Raw genomic sequence first — 18,457 nt, forward strand, 5'->3', positions numbered from 1 at the left:
CTGCTTGAAGAAAACATTTTTTTAGGTGCTAAATCTGTTCTTGGTATGATTCTTTTTGTAAAAAAAGTACTTGGGCTGACAACTCTGGAGATATTTGAAATAAAAATTTCTACAAAGTAATTCTTAAAATCGGAATAATTATGAGCTCTTATATAAGTTAACATTTTACGGAAATATGCAATTATGGAAATATAAGTTCAAGATGAAATTGTTTAACGTCCTGCAATGACATTTCTATTGTAAGAAAGGAAATTAAAAACCACGCTTAGTGAAAGTGAAAAAAGCAGTTTCTTTATTAATGACAAAAGTTAAAACAGATTAAATAGATTCTCTATAAGTACAGAAGCCCGTGTTAGGGATTGAAGCAATTGTTTGAGCTCTTTTTTGTTTTAAAAAAAAGCGAGTGCGGAAAGCCCGACCGCACTTTTTTGTGCGGAAACACCCGAAAAAAAATAGTATTTAATAAGTAGTCATATATATTGTGTGAAATATTGTTTTCTAATATATTTGTATCCTCAAATATTATACATTAAATGATTAAAATAACTTTACCTGACGGAACTATTAAGGAGTTTGCTAAAAATAGCACTCCGATGGATGTTGCAAAAAGCATTAGTGAAGGGTTTGCTAGAAACGTAATATCTGCAAACTTTAACGACGTAACTGTTGAAACCTCTACCCCACTAACCACGGATGGTTCTTTAACTTTATATACATTTAATGATGATGGCGGAAAGAAAGCTTTTTGGCATTCTTCTGCGCACGTATTAGCAGAAGCTATTTTAAGTTTTTATCCGAATGCTAAATTGACTATTGGACCAGCTATTGAAAATGGTTTCTATTATGATATTGATTTAGGAGAAGATGTTATTTCTGATAAAGACTTCCCTTCTATTGAAAAGAAATTTTTAGAGATTGCTCGAGGAAAACATGAGTTTTCTTTACGTTCTGTTTCTAAGGCAGATGCTTTATCATTATATAAAGCAGAAAATAACGAATATAAAGTTGAGTTGATTGAAAACTTAACAGACGGAGAAATCACTTTTTGTGATCATAGTAACTTTACAGATTTATGTAGAGGAGGTCACATACCAAATACAGGAATTATAAAAGCGATTAAAATAATGAGCGTTGCTGGTGCTTATTGGCGCGGTGATGAAAAGAATAATCAGTTAACTCGTGTTTATGGAATTAGTTTTCCGAAACAAAAATTGCTAACTGAATATTTAGAGCTATTAGAAGAAGCTAAAAAACGTGACCATAGAAAATTAGGTAAAGAATTAGAGTTGTTTACTTTTTCTCAGAAAGTTGGTGCTGGTTTGCCTTTATGGTTACCAAAAGGCGCTGCTTTACGTAATCGTTTACAAGATTTCTTAAAGGTAGCACAAAAGAAAGCTGGTTATGAAGAAGTAATGACACCTCATATTGGTCAGAAAGAATTATATGTTACTTCTGGTCATTATGAAAAATATGGTGAAGACAGTTTTCAGACAATAAAAACCCCTAAAATGGATGAGGAGTTTTTGTTAAAACCGATGAACTGCCCACACCACTGTGAAGTTTATAATTTTAAGCCTTATTCTTATAAAGATTTACCAAAACGTTTTGCTGAATTTGGAACCGTTTATAGATACGAACAAAGTGGAGAGTTACATGGTTTAACGCGTGTTAGAGGTTTTACACAAGATGATGCGCATATTTTTTGTACACCAGAACAATTAGATCAAGAATTTAAAGATGTTATCGACTTAGTTTTATATGTTTTTGGTTCTTTAGGTTTTGAAAATTTTACAGCACAGGTTTCTATTAGAGATAAAAGCAACCCTGATAAATATATTGGAGATACTGAAACTTGGGAAATTGCTGAAAATGCAATTATAAGTGCAGCAACTGATAAAGGTTTAGATTTTGTGATTGAAGAAGGTGAAGCTGCCTTTTATGGTCCTAAATTAGACTTTATGGTTAAGGACGCTTTAGGCAGAAGTTGGCAACTTGGAACGATACAAGTTGACTATAATTTACCAAAACGTTTTGATTTAACCTATAAAGGAGCAGATAATCAACTACACAGACCGGTGATGATTCACAGAGCACCATTTGGTTCTATGGAGCGCTTTATTGCCGTATTGCTAGAGCACACGGGCGGTAACTTCCCTCTTTGGTTAACTCCTGATCAGGTTATCTTATTGCCAATCAGTGATAAATATCAAAAATATTCAGAAAAAGTTTTAAAATCGTTAGAAAATTCCGAAATTCGCGCCCTGGTAGATAACCGAAGTGAGAAAACTGGTCGTAAGATTAGAGATGCAGAAGTAAGCAAAGTACCGTTTATGGTAATTGTTGGTGAAAAAGAAGAACAAGATGGCACAGTTTCTGTAAGAAGACACGGAGAAGGAGATCTTGGTACATTTACAATTGAAGAATTTATTTCTTTAATTAAAGCAGAAGAAAGTAAAACATTGAAGAAATTTTAATTAATTTTGAAATTCATCTAGAAAATAAAAAGGTTGGAAAACAACCATTAGTTAAATTTAAAATTTATAAGTCATAGCAATTCGTAGAAGCAGGTCAAGAAGACCGTTAAGAGTAATCAAAGAAGATCAACATAGAATTAATGAGAAAATAAGATATGTTGACGAAGTTCGTCTTGTGGGCGATAATATAGAAGTTGGTGTATATCCTTTAGATAAAGCTAAAGAGCTAGCCAGAGAGCAGGAATTAGATTTGGTTGAAATATCACCAAAAGCTAAACCACCTGTTTGTAAAATTATTGATTACAAGAAATTCTTGTATGAGCAAAAAAAACGTGAAAAGGTTTTAAAATCGAAAGCTACAAAAGTGACGATTAAAGAAATTCGTTTTGGACCTCAAACTGATGAGCATGATTATGAGTTTAAAAAGAAACATGCTCTTAAATTCTTACAAGAAGGTGCTAAGTTAAAAGCATTTGTATTCTTTAAAGGACGTTCTATTATATTTAAAGAACAAGGTCAAATTTTATTATTAAAATTAGCCCAAGAATTAGAGGAATATGGTAAAGTAGAACAGTTACCAAAATTAGAAGGTAAACGTATGATTATGTTTATAGCTCCTAAAAAACTAAAATAAAAAGAGTTTTTAAAGTTTAAAGCTTCTTATAGATTTTAAAGTTATGTATTATTTAACTTTAAAAAATTTATGGACTAATAACTTTAATACTAAAGATAATAAGCAAGTTAAAAACGAAGGAGAGATGCCTAAAATGAAAACCAAATCTAGCGCCAAAAAACGATTTAAAGTTACTGGTACTGGGAAAATCAAAAGAAAGCACGCGTTTAAAAGTCACATCTTAACAAAGAAGTCTAAAAAACGTAAGCTAGCCTTGACACATTCTGCATTAGTTCACAAAGCTGATGAATCGAATATCAAGCAACAATTAAACTTAAAGTAAATTTAAGTTTAAACAGGAAATTTAATTATTAACCATGTAATGTAGCAATTAAAAGTCATTTTTAATTAAAAGTACGTAAGTAGCGTCGCTCTTTACAAAACACATTGAAATTATGCCAAGATCAGTAAATTCAGTAGCCTCAAGAAAAAGAAGAAAAAAAATCTTGAAGGCTGCAAAAGGTTACTTCGGACGTAGAAAAAACGTTTACACAGTAGCAAAAAATGCAGTTGAAAAAGGTATGCTTTATGCATACAGAGACCGTAAAAACAATAAGAGAAACTTCCGTTCTTTATGGATTGTGCGTATTAACGCAGCAGCTCGTTTACACGGAATGTCTTACTCTCAGTTTATGGGGAAAGTTAAAGCTAACCAAATCGAATTAAACCGTAAGGTTTTAGCTGATTTAGCTGTAAACAACCCAGACGCTTTTAAGGCAGTTGTAGAAAAAATAAAATAAATAATAATACTTGCTTATAATAAAAACCCAAACAATTACGTTTGGGTTTTTTTTATAAATTTACAGATGTTAAAAAATCAACCAATGAAATCATTATTAATTACCTTACTATTATTTACTGCTACTTTTTCTTTTTCACAAGAACCTACAGAAGAAACAAACTCCATAGAAAATCAATTTGATAAAATTTATAGAGTATCTACTACTTATCAGTCGTATAAAGTAATTAGTAAAGATAGTTACCAGAGCTTAAAGTCGAATGTTTTAGATTCTCTTAAATCTTCAAAAATGATTATATCAAAAAAAGATATATTATTAAATGCAGAAAAAGAGAATATTGAAAAAAACAAAATTCTTCTATCTAAAACACAATTAGATTTAGAAGCTGCTTTAATAAAAGAAAATTCTATTTCTGTTGCTGGTTTACAGCTAAGTAAGGTAACGTACAACCTTATACTTTGGAGTATTGTAATTATCTTACTTTTAGCACTATCTTATTTTATATTTAAATTCACTAGAAGTAACGTGCTAACAAGAGAAGCTAAAGATAATTTAGCAGAGATAGAAGAAGAGTTTGAGAAACACAGAAAAAACACCTTAGACAAGGAGCAAAAACTTAGAAGACAATTGCAAGATGAAATAAATAAACAGAGAAATAGTTAATTTCACATGCAAAAAATTCATTAATTAAACATAAACTCTAAAATCAATGATAATTTTATATTAAGGCTCACAATTTACACCTTAATATTATCACTTTCGTAATATTTATGACTGAAATAAAAATACCCTCAATTATTTAGTCCATTAAATAGTATTTTGTTAACTTAGGATTTCTAAAAAAAACTAAACCAACTTAATTACTAAAATTTTATGAAAGCCCTTTTTTATACTAGAGAATATCCTCCTTATGTATATGGTGGCGCTGGTGTTCATGTAGAATATCTTGCTGCAGAATTAGCGAAGCTTATGTCTGTAGATGTTAGATGTTTTGGAGATCAGGATGACACTAACAATAACCCAACTGTAAAGGGTTTTCCCTATGAAAACCCTATTTTCGATAACTCAGACGATAAGCTTAAAGCCATCTTTAAAACTTTAAGTACGGGTCTTCATATGAATGCAGATCCCATAGATGCAGATGTTGTACACTGCCATACTTGGTACTCGCACTTTGCAGGGATTGTAGCTAAACTTTGCTACGGTATTCCTTTAGTAATAACTACACACTCTTTAGAACCATTAAGACCTTGGAAAAGGGAACAACTAGGTCGTGGTTACGATGCTTCTTCTTGGATAGAAAAAACAGCTATTGAAATGGCTGATGCCTTAATTGCTGTTTCTGAAGAAACAAAAGAAGATGTTTTAAAGCATTTTAATGTAGATGAATCTAAAATTAAGGTTATTTACAACGGTATTAACTTACAACAATACATTACAACTACTGAAACCTCTACTCTAGATGAATATGGTGTAGATAAAAACAAACCTTATGTACTTTTTGTTGGAAGAATAACAAGACAAAAAGGAATTATTCATTTGGTAAATGCCATAAAATACATTGACTCAGATACTCAAATAGTACTTTGTGCTGGTGCACCAGATACTCCTGAAATTGGTGCGGAAATGAAGGATGCTGTTAACGAGGTTAAAAAAACTCGTAAAAATGTAATCTGGATTGATAAAATGGTCACCAAAGAAGAAATTATTCAATTATATTCTCATGCGGATGTATTCTGCTGTCCATCTATCTACGAACCTTTTGGTATTATAAATATAGAAGCAATGGCTTGTAATACAGCTGTTGTAGCTAGTGCAGTTGGTGGTATCAAAGAAGTTGTTGTGCATGGAGAAACAGGTTTCCTAATCCCTGTAGAACAACAAGACGCAGCTCCATTTGAACCCATAAACCCAGATAAATTTGCTAGAGATTTAGCAGAAGGAGTTAATAAAGTTATTAGTGATCCTAAATTAAGGGAAACGATGGCTCAAAAAGGAAGAAAAAGAGTAGAAGAACATTTTGATTGGATATCAATCGCTAAGCAAGTAGAAGAATTATATAAATCACTAAAAAAATAACGCAATGATAAATGAAAAAGTATTAGGAATTATTTTAGGAGGTGGACAAGGCTCCAGGTTATACCCACTAACAAAGGATAGATCTAAACCTGCTGTACCAATTGCAGGTAAATATAGACTCGTAGATATCCCTATTTCTAATTGTATCAATTCTGATATTAAAAGAATGTATGTATTAACTCAATTTAATTCTGCTTCTTTAAATAGACATATAAAAAATACTTATCATTTTAGTTTCTTTAGTTCTGCTTTTGTAGATGTTTTGGCGGCCGAACAAACCATTAAAAGTGATAAATGGTTTCAAGGAACAGCTGATGCTGTAAGACAAAGTATGCAACATTTTTTAGCAAACGATTTTGAATACGCTTTAATTCTTTCTGGTGATCAATTATATCAGATGGATTTTAATGATATGATTAAAAAGCACGAAGATAGTGGCGCAGAAATATCTATCGCTACGTATCCTGTAGAAGCTAAAGATGCAACCTCATTTGGTTTACTAAAAACAAATGAAGAAAATATAATTACTTCATTTATAGAAAAACCCGCAGCAGAGTTATTACCTGATTGGACTTCTGATGTAGGTGATCAAATGAAAGCACAAGGAAGAGACTACTTAGCTTCTATGGGTATCTATATATTTAATAGAGATTTATTAATAGAGTTAATGAGTAATCCTGATACAAATGATTTTGGTAAGGAAATTATTCCTCAAGCAATTGATAAGCATAAAACATTTAGTTATCAATATGAAGGTTATTGGGAAGATATTGGTACTATAGAGTCTTTCTTTGAAGCAAATTTAGGTTTAACAGATGATGTACCTCAATTTAATTTATATGATGAAAAAGGAATTTATACAAGACCAAGAATATTACCTACTTCTAAGATTGCGGGTTCAATTTTAAATAAAGTAGTTATAGGAGACGGTTGTCTGATTCATGCAGAAAAAATAGAAAGATCTGTTATTGGTATTCGTTCGAGAATTGGAAAAAACTCTTTAATATCCAATACCTATATGATGGGTAACGATTCTTATGAAACTTTAGACGAAGTGTCAGAAAATAATATTGATATTATGATGGGAATTGGAGACAGATGTTACATACACAACTGTATTGTAGATAAAAACTGTAGAATTGGTGATGATGTTAGAATTAATGGAGGAAAGCACATAAAAGATGTAGAAACAGATACCTATATGGTTAAAGACGGTATTGTAGTTATTAAAAAAGATGCTATTATTCCTAAAGGAACAAACATAGGATAGCACATTTTTTTACTTTTTTATTATTTAAACTTAACAAAATTAATGCAAAATCAAAGTAGAATTGTAATAGAAAATATTGCTCCACAAATAAACCACGGAACAGTAAATATTAAACGTGTTGTAGATGAAATTGTAAATGTAACTGCAGATGTTTTAGTTGATGGTCATGATGTACTTCAGGCTAATTTATTATTCAAACATGAAAAAGATAATGAATGGTCAGAAATTAGAATGACACCAACATCTAATGACGAGAATTTAGCAAGCTTTCAAACATCAAAACAAGGTTATTATTCATATAAAATTGAAGGTTGGGTAGATTATGCCTTAAACTGGCAACATGGTTTAGGTAGAAAAATTGATGATTCTCAACATGTAAGTTCAGAGCTTTTAGAAGGAGCAGAACTTTTAGCTCCAATGCTAGAAAAGGTTTCTTCTGAGGATAAAAATTACTTACTGCACCTTATATTCATCTTTAAAAATAATGAAACCTATTCCGAAGCTGTAAAAGAAGCTGTCTCTAAAAGATTAACATCTATTTTTAAAAAACATCCAGAGAAAATTTTAATAGAAACTTCTACTGAATACAAAGTGTATGTAGATAGACTAAAAGCAAGATTTAGTACTTGGTATGAATTTTTCCCACGTTCTGCTTCTGAGCAAGAAGGAAGACATGGAACTTTTAATGATTGTCACAGATTATTACCCAGAGTTGCTAAGATGGGTTTTGATACTTTATACTTCCCTCCTGTTCACCCAATTGGTGAAGTAAATAGAAAAGGTAAAAACAATACTACTGTAGCACAAGATGGAGATGTTGGTTCTACTTGGGGAATTGGATCTAAATATGGTGGTCATAAAGACTTACATCCAGAATTAGGTTCTTTAGAAGATTTTAAAAACTTAATTACCAAAGCCAAAGAATTAGGTATTGAAGTTGCTATGGATTACGCTTTGCAAGCAGCACCAGATCATCCTTGGGTAAAAGAGCATCCAGATTGGTTTAAATGGAGACCAGACGGAACTGTACAGTATGCAGAAAATCCACCTAAGAAATACCAAGATATTCTTCCAATTTATTGGGAAAGCAAAGATTTTAAAAACCTTTGGAAAGAATGCTTAGACACTTTATTATATTGGATTGATTGTGGTATTAACGTTTTTAGAGTTGATAACCCACATACAAAACCATACTTTTTTTGGGGTTGGATTATTACTGAAGTAAAAAAACAGCATCCAGATGTATTATTTTTAGCAGAGGCATTTACACGTCCAAAAATAATGCAGCAACTAGCAAAACAAGGTTATACACAATCCTATACTTATTTTACTTGGAGAGATTCTAAACACGAATTAATCGAGTATATGAATGAATTAACTAAAACCGAACAGAAAGAATATATGAGACCTAATTTCTGGCCAAATACTCCAGATATTAATCCGTTTCATTTACAAGGAGCTCCAGAGAGCAAATACTTACAACGTTATGCTTTAGCTGCAACTTTAAGTTCTAATATTGGTATTTACGGACCTGTTTTTGAACAAATGATAAGTGATCCTATTCCTGGTAAGGAAGAGTATTACATGTCAGAAAAATTTCAACTTTGCAATTATGACTGGTTTAAAGAAAATAAAGTAACTACTTTAATATCTAAAATCAATCACATTAGAAAAGAGCATGAATCTTATCAACAAACAAATAATATTCAATTTTTAGAAACTGGTAATGATCAAATTATAGCTTTTTATAAATGGGACGATGATAGAACTAATGAAACCATAACAGTTGTAAGTTTAGATGCTTATAACTCACAATCTGGTTCTATTCAATTACCATTACAAGCCTTAAAAATAAATCATGGTCAGAAAATTGAGGTAGAAGATTTGGTAACTAGAAATTGTTACAATTGGTATAACGAGTGGAATTATGTAGAATTACATGCAACCCTTCCGTTTCATATCTTTAAAATCAATAAATAACAAAAAGTACCTTTTTAAAAAGGTACTTTTTTGAACTCATAAAACTATGGCACAAACAAAAGTACACAGTCTTTTTACAGAATTTGATATTAGCCTTTTTCAAGCAGGTAAGCATTATCGATTATACGAAAAATTTGGATCGCACATTGTTACTGTAGATGGTGTAGAAGGAACCTATTTTGCCGTTTGGGCTCCAAGCGCAAAATCGGTCGCGGTAATTGGAGATTTTAATTTTTGGTTAGAAGGAGAGCATCACTTAAATGTACGTTGGGACGGAAGCGGTATCTGGGAAGGTTTTATTCCTAATATTGGTAAAGGAACAATTTATAAATATAAAATTAGAAGTACTAATAACGATATAACAACAGAAAAAGCAGATCCTTTTGCAAGGAGATGTGAGCACCCACCAAAAACAGCTTCTGAAGTTTGGGAAGATGACTACGCTTGGAATGATAAAAAATGGATGAAAAATAGAAAGAAAAATAATGCATTAGATGCTCCTTTTTCTGTTTATGAAGTTCATTTAGGTTCATGGAAAAAGCAAATTGAAGAAGGGCGCTTTTTAAGTTATAATGAATTAGCAGAAGAATTGGTTAATTATGTTGCTGAAATGAATTTTACCCATGTAGAATTTATGCCAATTATGGAATTTCCGTATGACCCAAGTTGGGGATATCAATTAACCGGTTATTTTGCACCAACTTCTCGTTTTGGATATCCGGATGAATTTAAATATTTAGTAGATAAATTTCACGAAAAAGGAATTGGAGTCTTATTAGACTGGGTTCCTTCTCACTTTCCATCAGACGATCACGGATTAGGTTTCTTTGATGGCTCTCATTTATATGAACACCCAGATAGAAGAAAAGGATATCACCAAGACTGGAAAAGTTTAATTTTTAACTACGGAAGAAACGAAATAAAATCATTTCTAATTAGTAATGCTATTTTCTGGCTAGACCAATACCATGCAGATGGATTAAGAGTAGATGCAGTTGCCTCTATGTTATTCTTAGATTACTCTAGAGAAGAAGGAGAATGGGAACCAAATGAATTTGGTGGAAGAGAAAATTTAGATGCCATTAATTTTATTAAAGAGATGAATGCAGCTGTCTATGAATCTTTTCCAGATGTACAAACTATTGCAGAAGAATCTACATCATTCCCAAAAGTATCTAAACCCATTTATGACGGAGGTTTAGGTTTTGGAATGAAATGGATGATGGGTTGGATGCATGATACGCTAGATTATTTTGCAAAAGAACCTATATACAGAAAGCATCATCAAAACGAATTAACATTCAGTTTAAATTATGCATTTACAGAAAACTTTATGTTACCTCTTTCTCATGATGAAGTAGTATATGGTAAAAAATCTTTAGTAGATAAAATGCCTGGTGATGAATGGCAAAAGTTCGCAAACTTAAGAATGTTATATAGTTTGATGTACACACACCCAGGAACAAAATTATTGTTTCAAGGTGCAGAATTTGGACAAACAAGCGAATGGAATTTTAACGGAAGTTTAGATTGGCATTTATTAGAATACGGTGTACATAAAGGTGCACAAAATTTAGTAAAAGACTTAAATAAACTATACAAAAAAGAACCCGCTTTACATGAAAAACAATTTTCTCATGAAGGTTTTGAATGGATAGACCATGGAGATCATGAAAATTCTGTTATGTCTTATATTAGAAAAGGAGAAAATGAAAAAGATAATATAATTGTTATCTTAAACTTAACTCCTGTTCCAAGAGAAAACTATAGAATAGGTTTACCAAAATCGGGTACCTTAAAACCTATTTTTAATAGTGATGACACCAAGTATAATGGTACTGGAAACTATGCAAACAAAAAGTTAGCTTCCGAAGAAAAGGAGTGGAATAACAGAGAAAATTCTATAGAATTAAATTTACCTCCGTTAGGAATGATTGCTTACAAGTACAAATAAATTTAAAATGTAAATCCTCTTTTTTTTATCATTCTATTATTCTGACAAAAAAAGAGGAATATTTTTTTTAACTTCACAATAAGAAAACCTCATTTTTAAGACATTAAGAAAAATACCGTCAATTTAAAAAAGAAAATGTAATCTATTTATATTTAAATAAATAAGCAATATTTTTACATCTTAATTAAACCAATCCATTATCGTAGATAAAAAAGTATTCCATAATTCTCTTTTACAAATAATTACGATTTTTATAAGTACAACAAACAACCAAAATTATGATTGTTAATACAGAGTTAGAACAAAAGGGAAACTTATTTCCTTCAGAAATAGTGAGCTACAAGAAAGATGTAGACACATTATACTTTACTACAAAGAACAATGTAATTTTACAACTTACTGTAGTAAGAGACAGTGTAATAAGATTTAGATACTCTACAACAGGTAAATTTGAAAACGATTTTTCTTACGGAGTTACCATTCACGCATCTAGAGGGTATTACTTTTTAGACGTAACAGAAGATGAAACTCACTATGTTGTTACAACTTCCAAATTAATCTGTAAAATAGAAAAAAGTAGTTTACAAGTTAAACTTTTTGATGCTGTAGACTTAAAGTTAATAAACGAAGATGAAATTGGATTTCACTGGGAAGAAAGTTATGAATATGGTGGAGACATCGTAAAAATGAGTAAAGCTTGCCAAAGAGCAGAAAGTTTTTATGGTTTAGGAGATAAACCTGTAGACGTTAACTTAAAAGGTAAACGTTTTGAAAACTACGCTACAGATTCATATGCATTTGGTAAAGATACAGACCCTATATATAAAGCAATTCCTTTTTATACGGCTATACAAGGTGATAAGTCGTATGGAATTTTCTTTGACAATACTTTTAAATCACATTTCGATTTTGCACATGAAAGAAGAAATGTAGCAAGTTTTTGGGCACAAGGTGGTGAAATGAATTATTATTTTATCTACGGACCTAAAATGGAAGATGTAGTTAAAAATTATACAGATTTAACCGGTAAACCTCACGCTTTACCTCCATTATGGGCTTTAGGATTTCATCAATGTAAATGGAGTTATTTTCCTGAAAGCAACGTAAAAGAAGTTACAAAAACTTTTAGAGATTTAAAAATACCTTGTGATGCTATTTATTTAGACATCGATTATATGGATGGTTTCCGTTGTTTTACTTGGGATAAAAACCATTTTCCAGATCCTAAAAGAATGGTTAGAGAATTGGAAGAAGACGGTTTTAAAACCGTAGTTATTATAGATCCGGGAATTAAAATAGATTTAGAATACGATGTTTTTAAAGAGGCATTAGATAAAGATTATTTCTGTAAACGTGCCGATGGTCCTTATATGAAAGGTAAAGTTTGGCCTGGTGAATGTTATTTTCCAGATTATACAAAACCAGAAGTAAGAGAATGGTGGTCTGGTTTATTTAAAGAACTAATTGAAGATTTTGGAGTAAAAGGTGTTTGGAATGATATGAACGAGCCAGCAGTAATGGACGTTCCTAACAAGTCTTTCCCAGATGATGTTCGTCATGATTATGATGGAAATCCTTGTTCTCATAGAAAAGCACATAATATTTATGGAACTCAAATGGCACGTGCAACATACCATGGTTTAAAGAAATATGCATATCCAAAAAGACCATTTGTAATTACAAGATCTGCTTATTCTGGTGCGCAAAGATATACTTCTACTTGGATGGGAGATAATGTTGCTACTTGGGAACACTTAGCAATTGCTAATAACCAAGCACAAAGAATGGCTATGTCTGGTTTCTCATTTGCAGGTTCTGATATTGGTGGATTTGCAGAACAACCACAAGGTGAACTATTTGCTCGTTGGGTGCAATTAGGTGTTTTTCATGCTTTTTGTAGAGTACATTCTTCTGGAGATCATGGAGATCAAGAACCTTGGGTATTCGGAGATGAAGTTACAAACATTGTAAGAAAGTTTGTGGAACTTAGATATCAATTATTACCATATCTATATACTTGTTTCTGGAATTATATTAACGACGGAACACCAATTTTAAAATCTTTAGTTTTATACGATCAAGAAGATACTGCTACACATCATAGAAGTGATGAGTTTGTGTATGGTGAACAAATTTTAGTTTGCCCAATACAAGAACCAAATGCTAGAGGAAGAAGAATGTATATTCCTAGAGGTAAATGGTATAATTTCTGGACAAATGAGCTTGTAGTTGGTGGAAAAGAAATGTGGGTAGATGCAGACATAGATAGCATGCCAATATTTATTAAAGAAGGTGCAGTAATACCAAAATATCCAGTACAACAATATGTTGATGAAAAAGAATTTGATGAAATTACTCTAGATCTTTATTATAAAGAAGGAAAAGAATCTTCACAATTATATGATGATGCCCATGATGGATATGATTATAAAAAAGGTAGATTTAGTTTACGTACTTTTAAAGTAACAGGAAAAAAAGAAGAATTAATTATACAACAACATAAACGTGGTGACTTTAACGCAGGTTACAGCAAGTTTAATATTGTGTTCCATAATTTACCTTTTACTGTTACTTCTATTCAAATAGATAATGTTGAAACTTCTATAGATAGAGTTATTTCTGGAAACACTCAATCTATACTTCTAGATAAAGGTTTTTCTGAATTACATCTAATAGGAAAATAAGTTTTTTCTCACCGTTTTCAGTGAACAGACTCACCAAAAACAGTGAGATAAAATACCCCATAAATGGGTATTGCAGGGGTTAGATTTCTACTGTATATTTGTATCATAAGGAATCTTTTCCCCAAGCAAGATATAATTTGCTTAAGGTTCTTAAATATTTAAATTACACAAAAGCGATTAATAGTTATCTAAACTATAATCGCTTTTTTTTGTTATAATATTACACAGATTTTAATTTTCACAAATACATACCCCTTTCAAACGAATATGTTAAACAACTAAATAAATATTGTATTTTATAAGAACACAAAATATTACAGTAAAAGAATTTTATCAACTATATATCTTTACAAATAAAATTCATCTCACTGTTTTCAGTGAGATGACTACCTGAAAACAGTGAGATGAAAATACCCCATAAATGGGTATTGTAGCATCTAAATTACAAGTATATATTTGTACCATAAGTAATCTTCCCCCTAAACAAAATAAAAATTGTTTAAGATTTCTTAAATAATTGAATGAAAAAGAAGCGGTCTATAGTTTTTCTAAACTATGATCGCTTTTTTTTGTTACCATAAAAATAATGCTCAAATTTAAAATTGCACAAATAAAAGAATCTAATGGGCAATAAAAATAACTAAATCAATGCTAGTCTTATAAAAGTTATTACAAGTAGTAGAGCAAAATAGTTTTAACAGCTATATATCTTTACAAATAAAATTTATCATCACCATTTCTGGTGAACTGACTCACCGAAAACAGTGAGTTGAAATTACCCCATAAATGGGTATTGTGTAGTTTCAATTACCAGTATATATTTGTAGCGTAAGTAGTCTTCCCCCTAAACAGCATAAAAACTGTTTAAGATTTCTTAATTATTTGAATACAAAAAAAGCGATCTATAGTTTATCTAAACTATAATCGCTTTTCTTTTTTGAGCAAAAAAAAACCTTAGAACAATGTTTTAAGGTTTTTCTTATAATTATTAAGAGAACTATATTCCGTCACTTAATCCTTTTAATTTTTGAGTATTTTCAGCTAACATTAATTCATCAATAATTTTCTGAATATCTCCATTTACAATATTTGGAAGATCATATAAAGACAAACCAATTCTATGGTCTGTAACTCTACCTTGTGCATAGTTATAAGTTCTAATCTTAGCACTTCTATCACCAGAAGAAACCATAGAACCACGTTTTAAAGCGTCTTCTGCATTCTTCTTAGCCAATTCCATATCATACAAACGAGAACGTAACACTTTAAATGCTTTTTCTTTATTTTTATGTTGCGATTTTTGATCTTGACATTGTGCAACTAAACCAGTTGGAATATGTGTTAAACGCACTGCAGAATACGTAGTATTTACAGATTGACCACCAGGACCAGAAGAACAGAAAAAATCGATACGAACTTCTTTTGGATTAATTTCAACATCAAACTCTTCGGCTTCTGGAAAAACCATACAAGTAGCAGCAGAAGTATGCACACGTCCTTGTGTTTCTGTTTGTGGAACTCTTTGTACACGATGCACACCTGCTTCGAACTTTAAAATTCCATAAACATCATTACCAGTAACTTCGAACTGAATTTCTTTAAAACCACCATTGGTACCTTCAGAATAATCTACCGTAGAAACTTTCCATCCCCTACTTTCGCAATATTTAGAATACATTCTAAATAAATCTCCTGCAAAAATACTTGCTTCATCTCCACCTGCACCTGCACGTAATTCTACAACTGCATTCTTAGAATCTTCAGGATCTTTTGGTATTAATAAAACTTTTATTTCATCTTCTAATTGAGGGATTCTAATATTGGCTTCTTCGATTTCCATCTTCGCCATTTCATTCATTTCGGCATCAGAACCATCGGCAAGTATTTCTTTTGCCTCCTCTATATTGTTTGTTAAGGTTTGATATTCATCTCCCTTTTTAACAACATCACCTAAATCTTTATATTCTTTCATCAATTGCGCATAACGCTTTTGATCCATGATGATTTCTGGCTGAATAATTAAATCAGAAACTTCATCATAACGCTGCTTAACAATTCTTAATTTATCTAACATCTTCTGTCTTTTCTTGGATTGCGAATTTACAATTTTTATAATTATATTTGAACAAAGCAAACTATTTTTATGAAATTACTCTTTATAGTCTTTTCTTTTTTATTGATCACTTCTTGTCAGAAAGAAAAACCTAGTACGCTTATCCCCAATTTTCTAGTAGGAGATTGGATTCGTGTAAACGAAGAAGAGGGCAATACTACTTATGAATCTTGGAATACAAACCTTAAAGGTTTAGGTTATACTTTAAAAGAAAACGATACTATTTTTAAAGAAAGATTGAGCTTTATTACGGTAAAAGATACATTATTTTTAAAAGTGGAAGGCGTAAATGACACTGCTACTTTATTCAAATTAACACAACAAACGGGCTCTTCTTTTGTTTGCGAAAATCCTATAAACGAATTTCCTAAAACAATAAAGTACTATTTAGAAAACGAGCAATTAAAAGCGATTGTATCTGCTAATAATTTTAAAATTGAATTTATTTTTGATAGGCTGTAATTCTAAACTCTCATAACACTTTTGCCTTTTTTACAACACTATAAAACATAAAAAAGCTCATTATTAAATAATGAGCTTTTTTTATTTTAATAAAATCAAAAACTAGAAATTAGAAACTTCTGCTTCTATTTTTTCCCAGTTTTCCATTACTGCATCTAATTTAGCTTTTTTAGCTTTGTATTTTTCAAAGAAATTTGGTCTAGCAGAAACTTCATCATAATTCTGTGCTAACTCTAAATCTATTTTAGCAATTTCCTTTTCTAAATCTGCTATTTCAGTTTCAATATTAGAAAGTTTATTCTTTAATTTTTTTAATTGCTTTTCTTCATCTCTAGATAATTGATGTGCTTCTTTTTTAGAAGTGTCCTTTTCAACTTTTACAACCGTCCTTTTTTCTGCTTCTCTAAGATTTTCAATTTTGTGTTGCTCTAAGAAATAATCAATATCACCTAGATATTCTTTAATTTCTTTGTCTTTAAATCCATAAACAGTTTCTGTTAAACCTTGTAAGAAATCTCTATCGTGAGATACTACAATTAAAGTACCATTAAAGTTTTTTAAAGCTTCTTTTAATACGGTTTTAGAGGCGATATCTAAGTGGTTGGTTGGCTCATCCATTATTAAAACATTAAATGGTTGTAATAATAATTTACACAATGCCAATCTATTTCTTTCTCCTCCAGAAAGTACTTTTGCTTTTTTATCTACAGCATCTCCGCCAAATAAGAAAGAACCTAACATATCTCTAACACGCATTCTGTTCGTATCTGTGGCAGCATCTTCCATAATTTCCAGCACAGTTTTTTCTCCTGGCAATTCTTCAGATTGGTTTTGAGCAAAATATCCAACTTCTACATTATGCCCAAGTTTTAAATACCCTTCAAAAGGAATTTCACCTACCATCATTTTTGCCAAAGTAGATTTCCCTTGTCCATTCTGACCTACAAAAGCAATTTTACTGTTTTTTTCTATTAATAAATCTACGTCCTCTAAAACATGTTTATCGCCATAACTTTTACATAAATCTTTTGCTTCAACAATAATCTTACCGGGCTCTTTAGAAATTGCAAACTTAACATTCATTGCTTGGTTATCATCTTGGTCAACCTCAATTAATTCAACTTTATCAAGTTGTTTCATTAAAGATTGCGCCATAGAAGCCTTACTAGCCTTCGCCTTGAATTTATTAATTAAGTGTTGCTTTTGCTTTATTTCTTTCTCTTGGTTTTTCTGCGCCTGTAATTGTTTTTCTTTAATTTCTGCTCTTAAAACCAAAAATTCAGAATACGGTTTTTTATAATCATAAATCTGACCTAAAGAAATTTCAATAGTTCTATTCGTTACATTATCTAAAAACATTTTATCATGCGATACCAAAACAATCGCACCAGAATATCCTTTTAAGAAATTCTCTAACCAAATAATAGATTCAATATCTAAGTGATTTGTAGGCTCATCTAATAACAAAATATCATTATTTTGTAAAAGCAATTTTGCCAATTCAATACGCATTCTCCAACCTCCAGAAAAAGTATCTGTTTTTTTGTCAAAATCTTCTCTTTGAAAACCTAAACCTTGTAAAATCTTTTCGGTATCACCTTGGTAATTGTACCCACCAAGTAACTCATAACGCTCTGTATTATCCGTTAAATCATGAATTAATTCTGTATAACCTTCACTTTCATAATCGGTTCTAGTAGCAAGCTGCTCATTAATTTCATCAAGTTTTACCTCAATTTCTTTAATTTCTACAAACGCTTGGTACGCTTCTTCTAAAATAGTTCTTCCTTCAACAAAATCTATATCTTGTCTTAAAAACCCCATTCTAATATCTTTATCAAAAGCCATGGTACCACCACTTGTTTCTATATCTTTAGAAAGCACTTTTAAAAGCGTAGATTTCCCTGCTCCATTTTTTCCGATAAGACCAATTCTATCTCCTTTATTTAACTTGAAAGTAATTCCTGAAAATAAATCCGTTCCCATAAAAGAAACCGATAAGTTGTGTACGTTTAGCATCTAATGTAA

The 18,457-nt window shown here is 31.0% G+C and carries 13 protein-coding genes; 11 read left to right on the top strand and 2 right to left on the bottom strand.

Going from position 1 to position 18,457, the window contains the following annotated elements:
* Positions 1-533 precede the first annotated feature (533 nt).
* The 10 genes from thrS to H0I29_RS03705 all read left to right on the top strand — a co-directional run bounded on the left by thrS (position 534) and on the right by H0I29_RS03705 (position 13,854).
* The gene (gene thrS / locus H0I29_RS03660; protein ID WP_218754451.1) at positions 534-2,474 is read left to right on the top strand and encodes a threonine--tRNA ligase; all 1,941 of its coding nucleotides are present in this window, start codon (positions 534-536) and stop codon (positions 2,472-2,474) included.
* Between the two features lie 136 nt (positions 2,475-2,610).
* On the top strand, positions 2,611-3,108 hold the full coding sequence (infC, locus tag H0I29_RS03665; RefSeq protein WP_203394938.1) for a translation initiation factor IF-3: 498 nt from the start codon (positions 2,611-2,613) through the stop codon (positions 3,106-3,108).
* A 124-nt stretch (positions 3,109-3,232) separates the two neighbouring features.
* Positions 3,233-3,430, top strand: coding sequence for a 50S ribosomal protein L35 (rpmI, locus tag H0I29_RS03670; RefSeq protein ID WP_165733707.1), 198 nt, complete (start codon positions 3,233-3,235; stop codon positions 3,428-3,430).
* 112 nt (positions 3,431-3,542) lie between these two features.
* Positions 3,543-3,887 carry a 50S ribosomal protein L20 gene (rplT, locus tag H0I29_RS03675; RefSeq protein WP_068450935.1) on the top strand — a complete coding sequence of 115 codons (345 nt, stop codon included), beginning with the start codon at positions 3,543-3,545 and terminating at the stop codon, positions 3,885-3,887.
* Positions 3,888-3,971: 84 nt separating this feature from the next.
* Positions 3,972-4,550, top strand: a complete 579-nt coding sequence (locus tag H0I29_RS03680) for a hypothetical protein (RefSeq protein ID WP_218731448.1) — start codon at positions 3,972-3,974, stop codon at positions 4,548-4,550.
* 210 nt (positions 4,551-4,760) lie between these two features.
* Positions 4,761-5,966 (top strand): glycogen synthase, encoded by a 1,206-nt coding sequence (gene glgA, locus H0I29_RS03685; protein ID WP_218754452.1) that lies wholly within the window; start codon positions 4,761-4,763, stop codon positions 5,964-5,966.
* 4 nt (positions 5,967-5,970) lie between these two features.
* Positions 5,971-7,236: a glucose-1-phosphate adenylyltransferase gene (locus H0I29_RS03690; RefSeq protein ID WP_218731451.1), complete on the top strand. Its 1,266-nt coding sequence runs from the start codon at positions 5,971-5,973 to the stop codon at positions 7,234-7,236.
* A 42-nt stretch (positions 7,237-7,278) separates the two neighbouring features.
* The gene (locus tag H0I29_RS03695) at positions 7,279-9,216 is read left to right on the top strand and encodes an alpha-1,4-glucan--maltose-1-phosphate maltosyltransferase (RefSeq protein WP_218754453.1); all 1,938 of its coding nucleotides are present in this window, start codon (positions 7,279-7,281) and stop codon (positions 9,214-9,216) included.
* A 46-nt stretch (positions 9,217-9,262) separates the two neighbouring features.
* Complete coding sequence (glgB, locus tag H0I29_RS03700; RefSeq protein ID WP_218754454.1) at positions 9,263-11,170, top strand: 1,4-alpha-glucan branching protein GlgB; 1,908 nt, start codon at positions 9,263-9,265, stop codon at positions 11,168-11,170.
* 278 nt (positions 11,171-11,448) lie between these two features.
* The gene (locus H0I29_RS03705; protein WP_218754455.1) at positions 11,449-13,854 is read left to right on the top strand and encodes a glycoside hydrolase family 31 protein; all 2,406 of its coding nucleotides are present in this window, start codon (positions 11,449-11,451) and stop codon (positions 13,852-13,854) included.
* A 997-nt stretch (positions 13,855-14,851) separates the two neighbouring features.
* On the opposite strand, the gene prfA is transcribed toward H0I29_RS03705, so the two are convergent.
* Positions 14,852-15,928: a peptide chain release factor 1 gene (prfA, locus tag H0I29_RS03710; protein WP_218754456.1), complete on the bottom strand. Its 1,077-nt coding sequence runs from the start codon at positions 15,926-15,928 to the stop codon at positions 14,852-14,854.
* 69 nt (positions 15,929-15,997) lie between these two features.
* Here prfA and H0I29_RS03715 point away from each other — a divergent pair, with 69 nt between their 5' ends.
* Positions 15,998-16,429, top strand: a complete 432-nt coding sequence (locus H0I29_RS03715) for a hypothetical protein (RefSeq protein WP_218754457.1) — start codon at positions 15,998-16,000, stop codon at positions 16,427-16,429.
* Between the two features lie 102 nt (positions 16,430-16,531).
* On the opposite strand, the gene H0I29_RS03720 is transcribed toward H0I29_RS03715, so the two are convergent.
* Positions 16,532-18,448 (bottom strand): ABC-F family ATP-binding cassette domain-containing protein, encoded by a 1,917-nt coding sequence (locus tag H0I29_RS03720; RefSeq protein ID WP_218754458.1) that lies wholly within the window; start codon positions 18,446-18,448, stop codon positions 16,532-16,534.
* Between the last annotated feature and the right edge of the window lie 9 nt (positions 18,449-18,457).

Origin of the sequence: Polaribacter sp. R2A056_3_33, assembly GCF_019278485.1 — a bacterium.
In the GTDB taxonomy this organism is placed as follows: Bacteria; Bacteroidota; Bacteroidia; order Flavobacteriales; family Flavobacteriaceae; genus Polaribacter.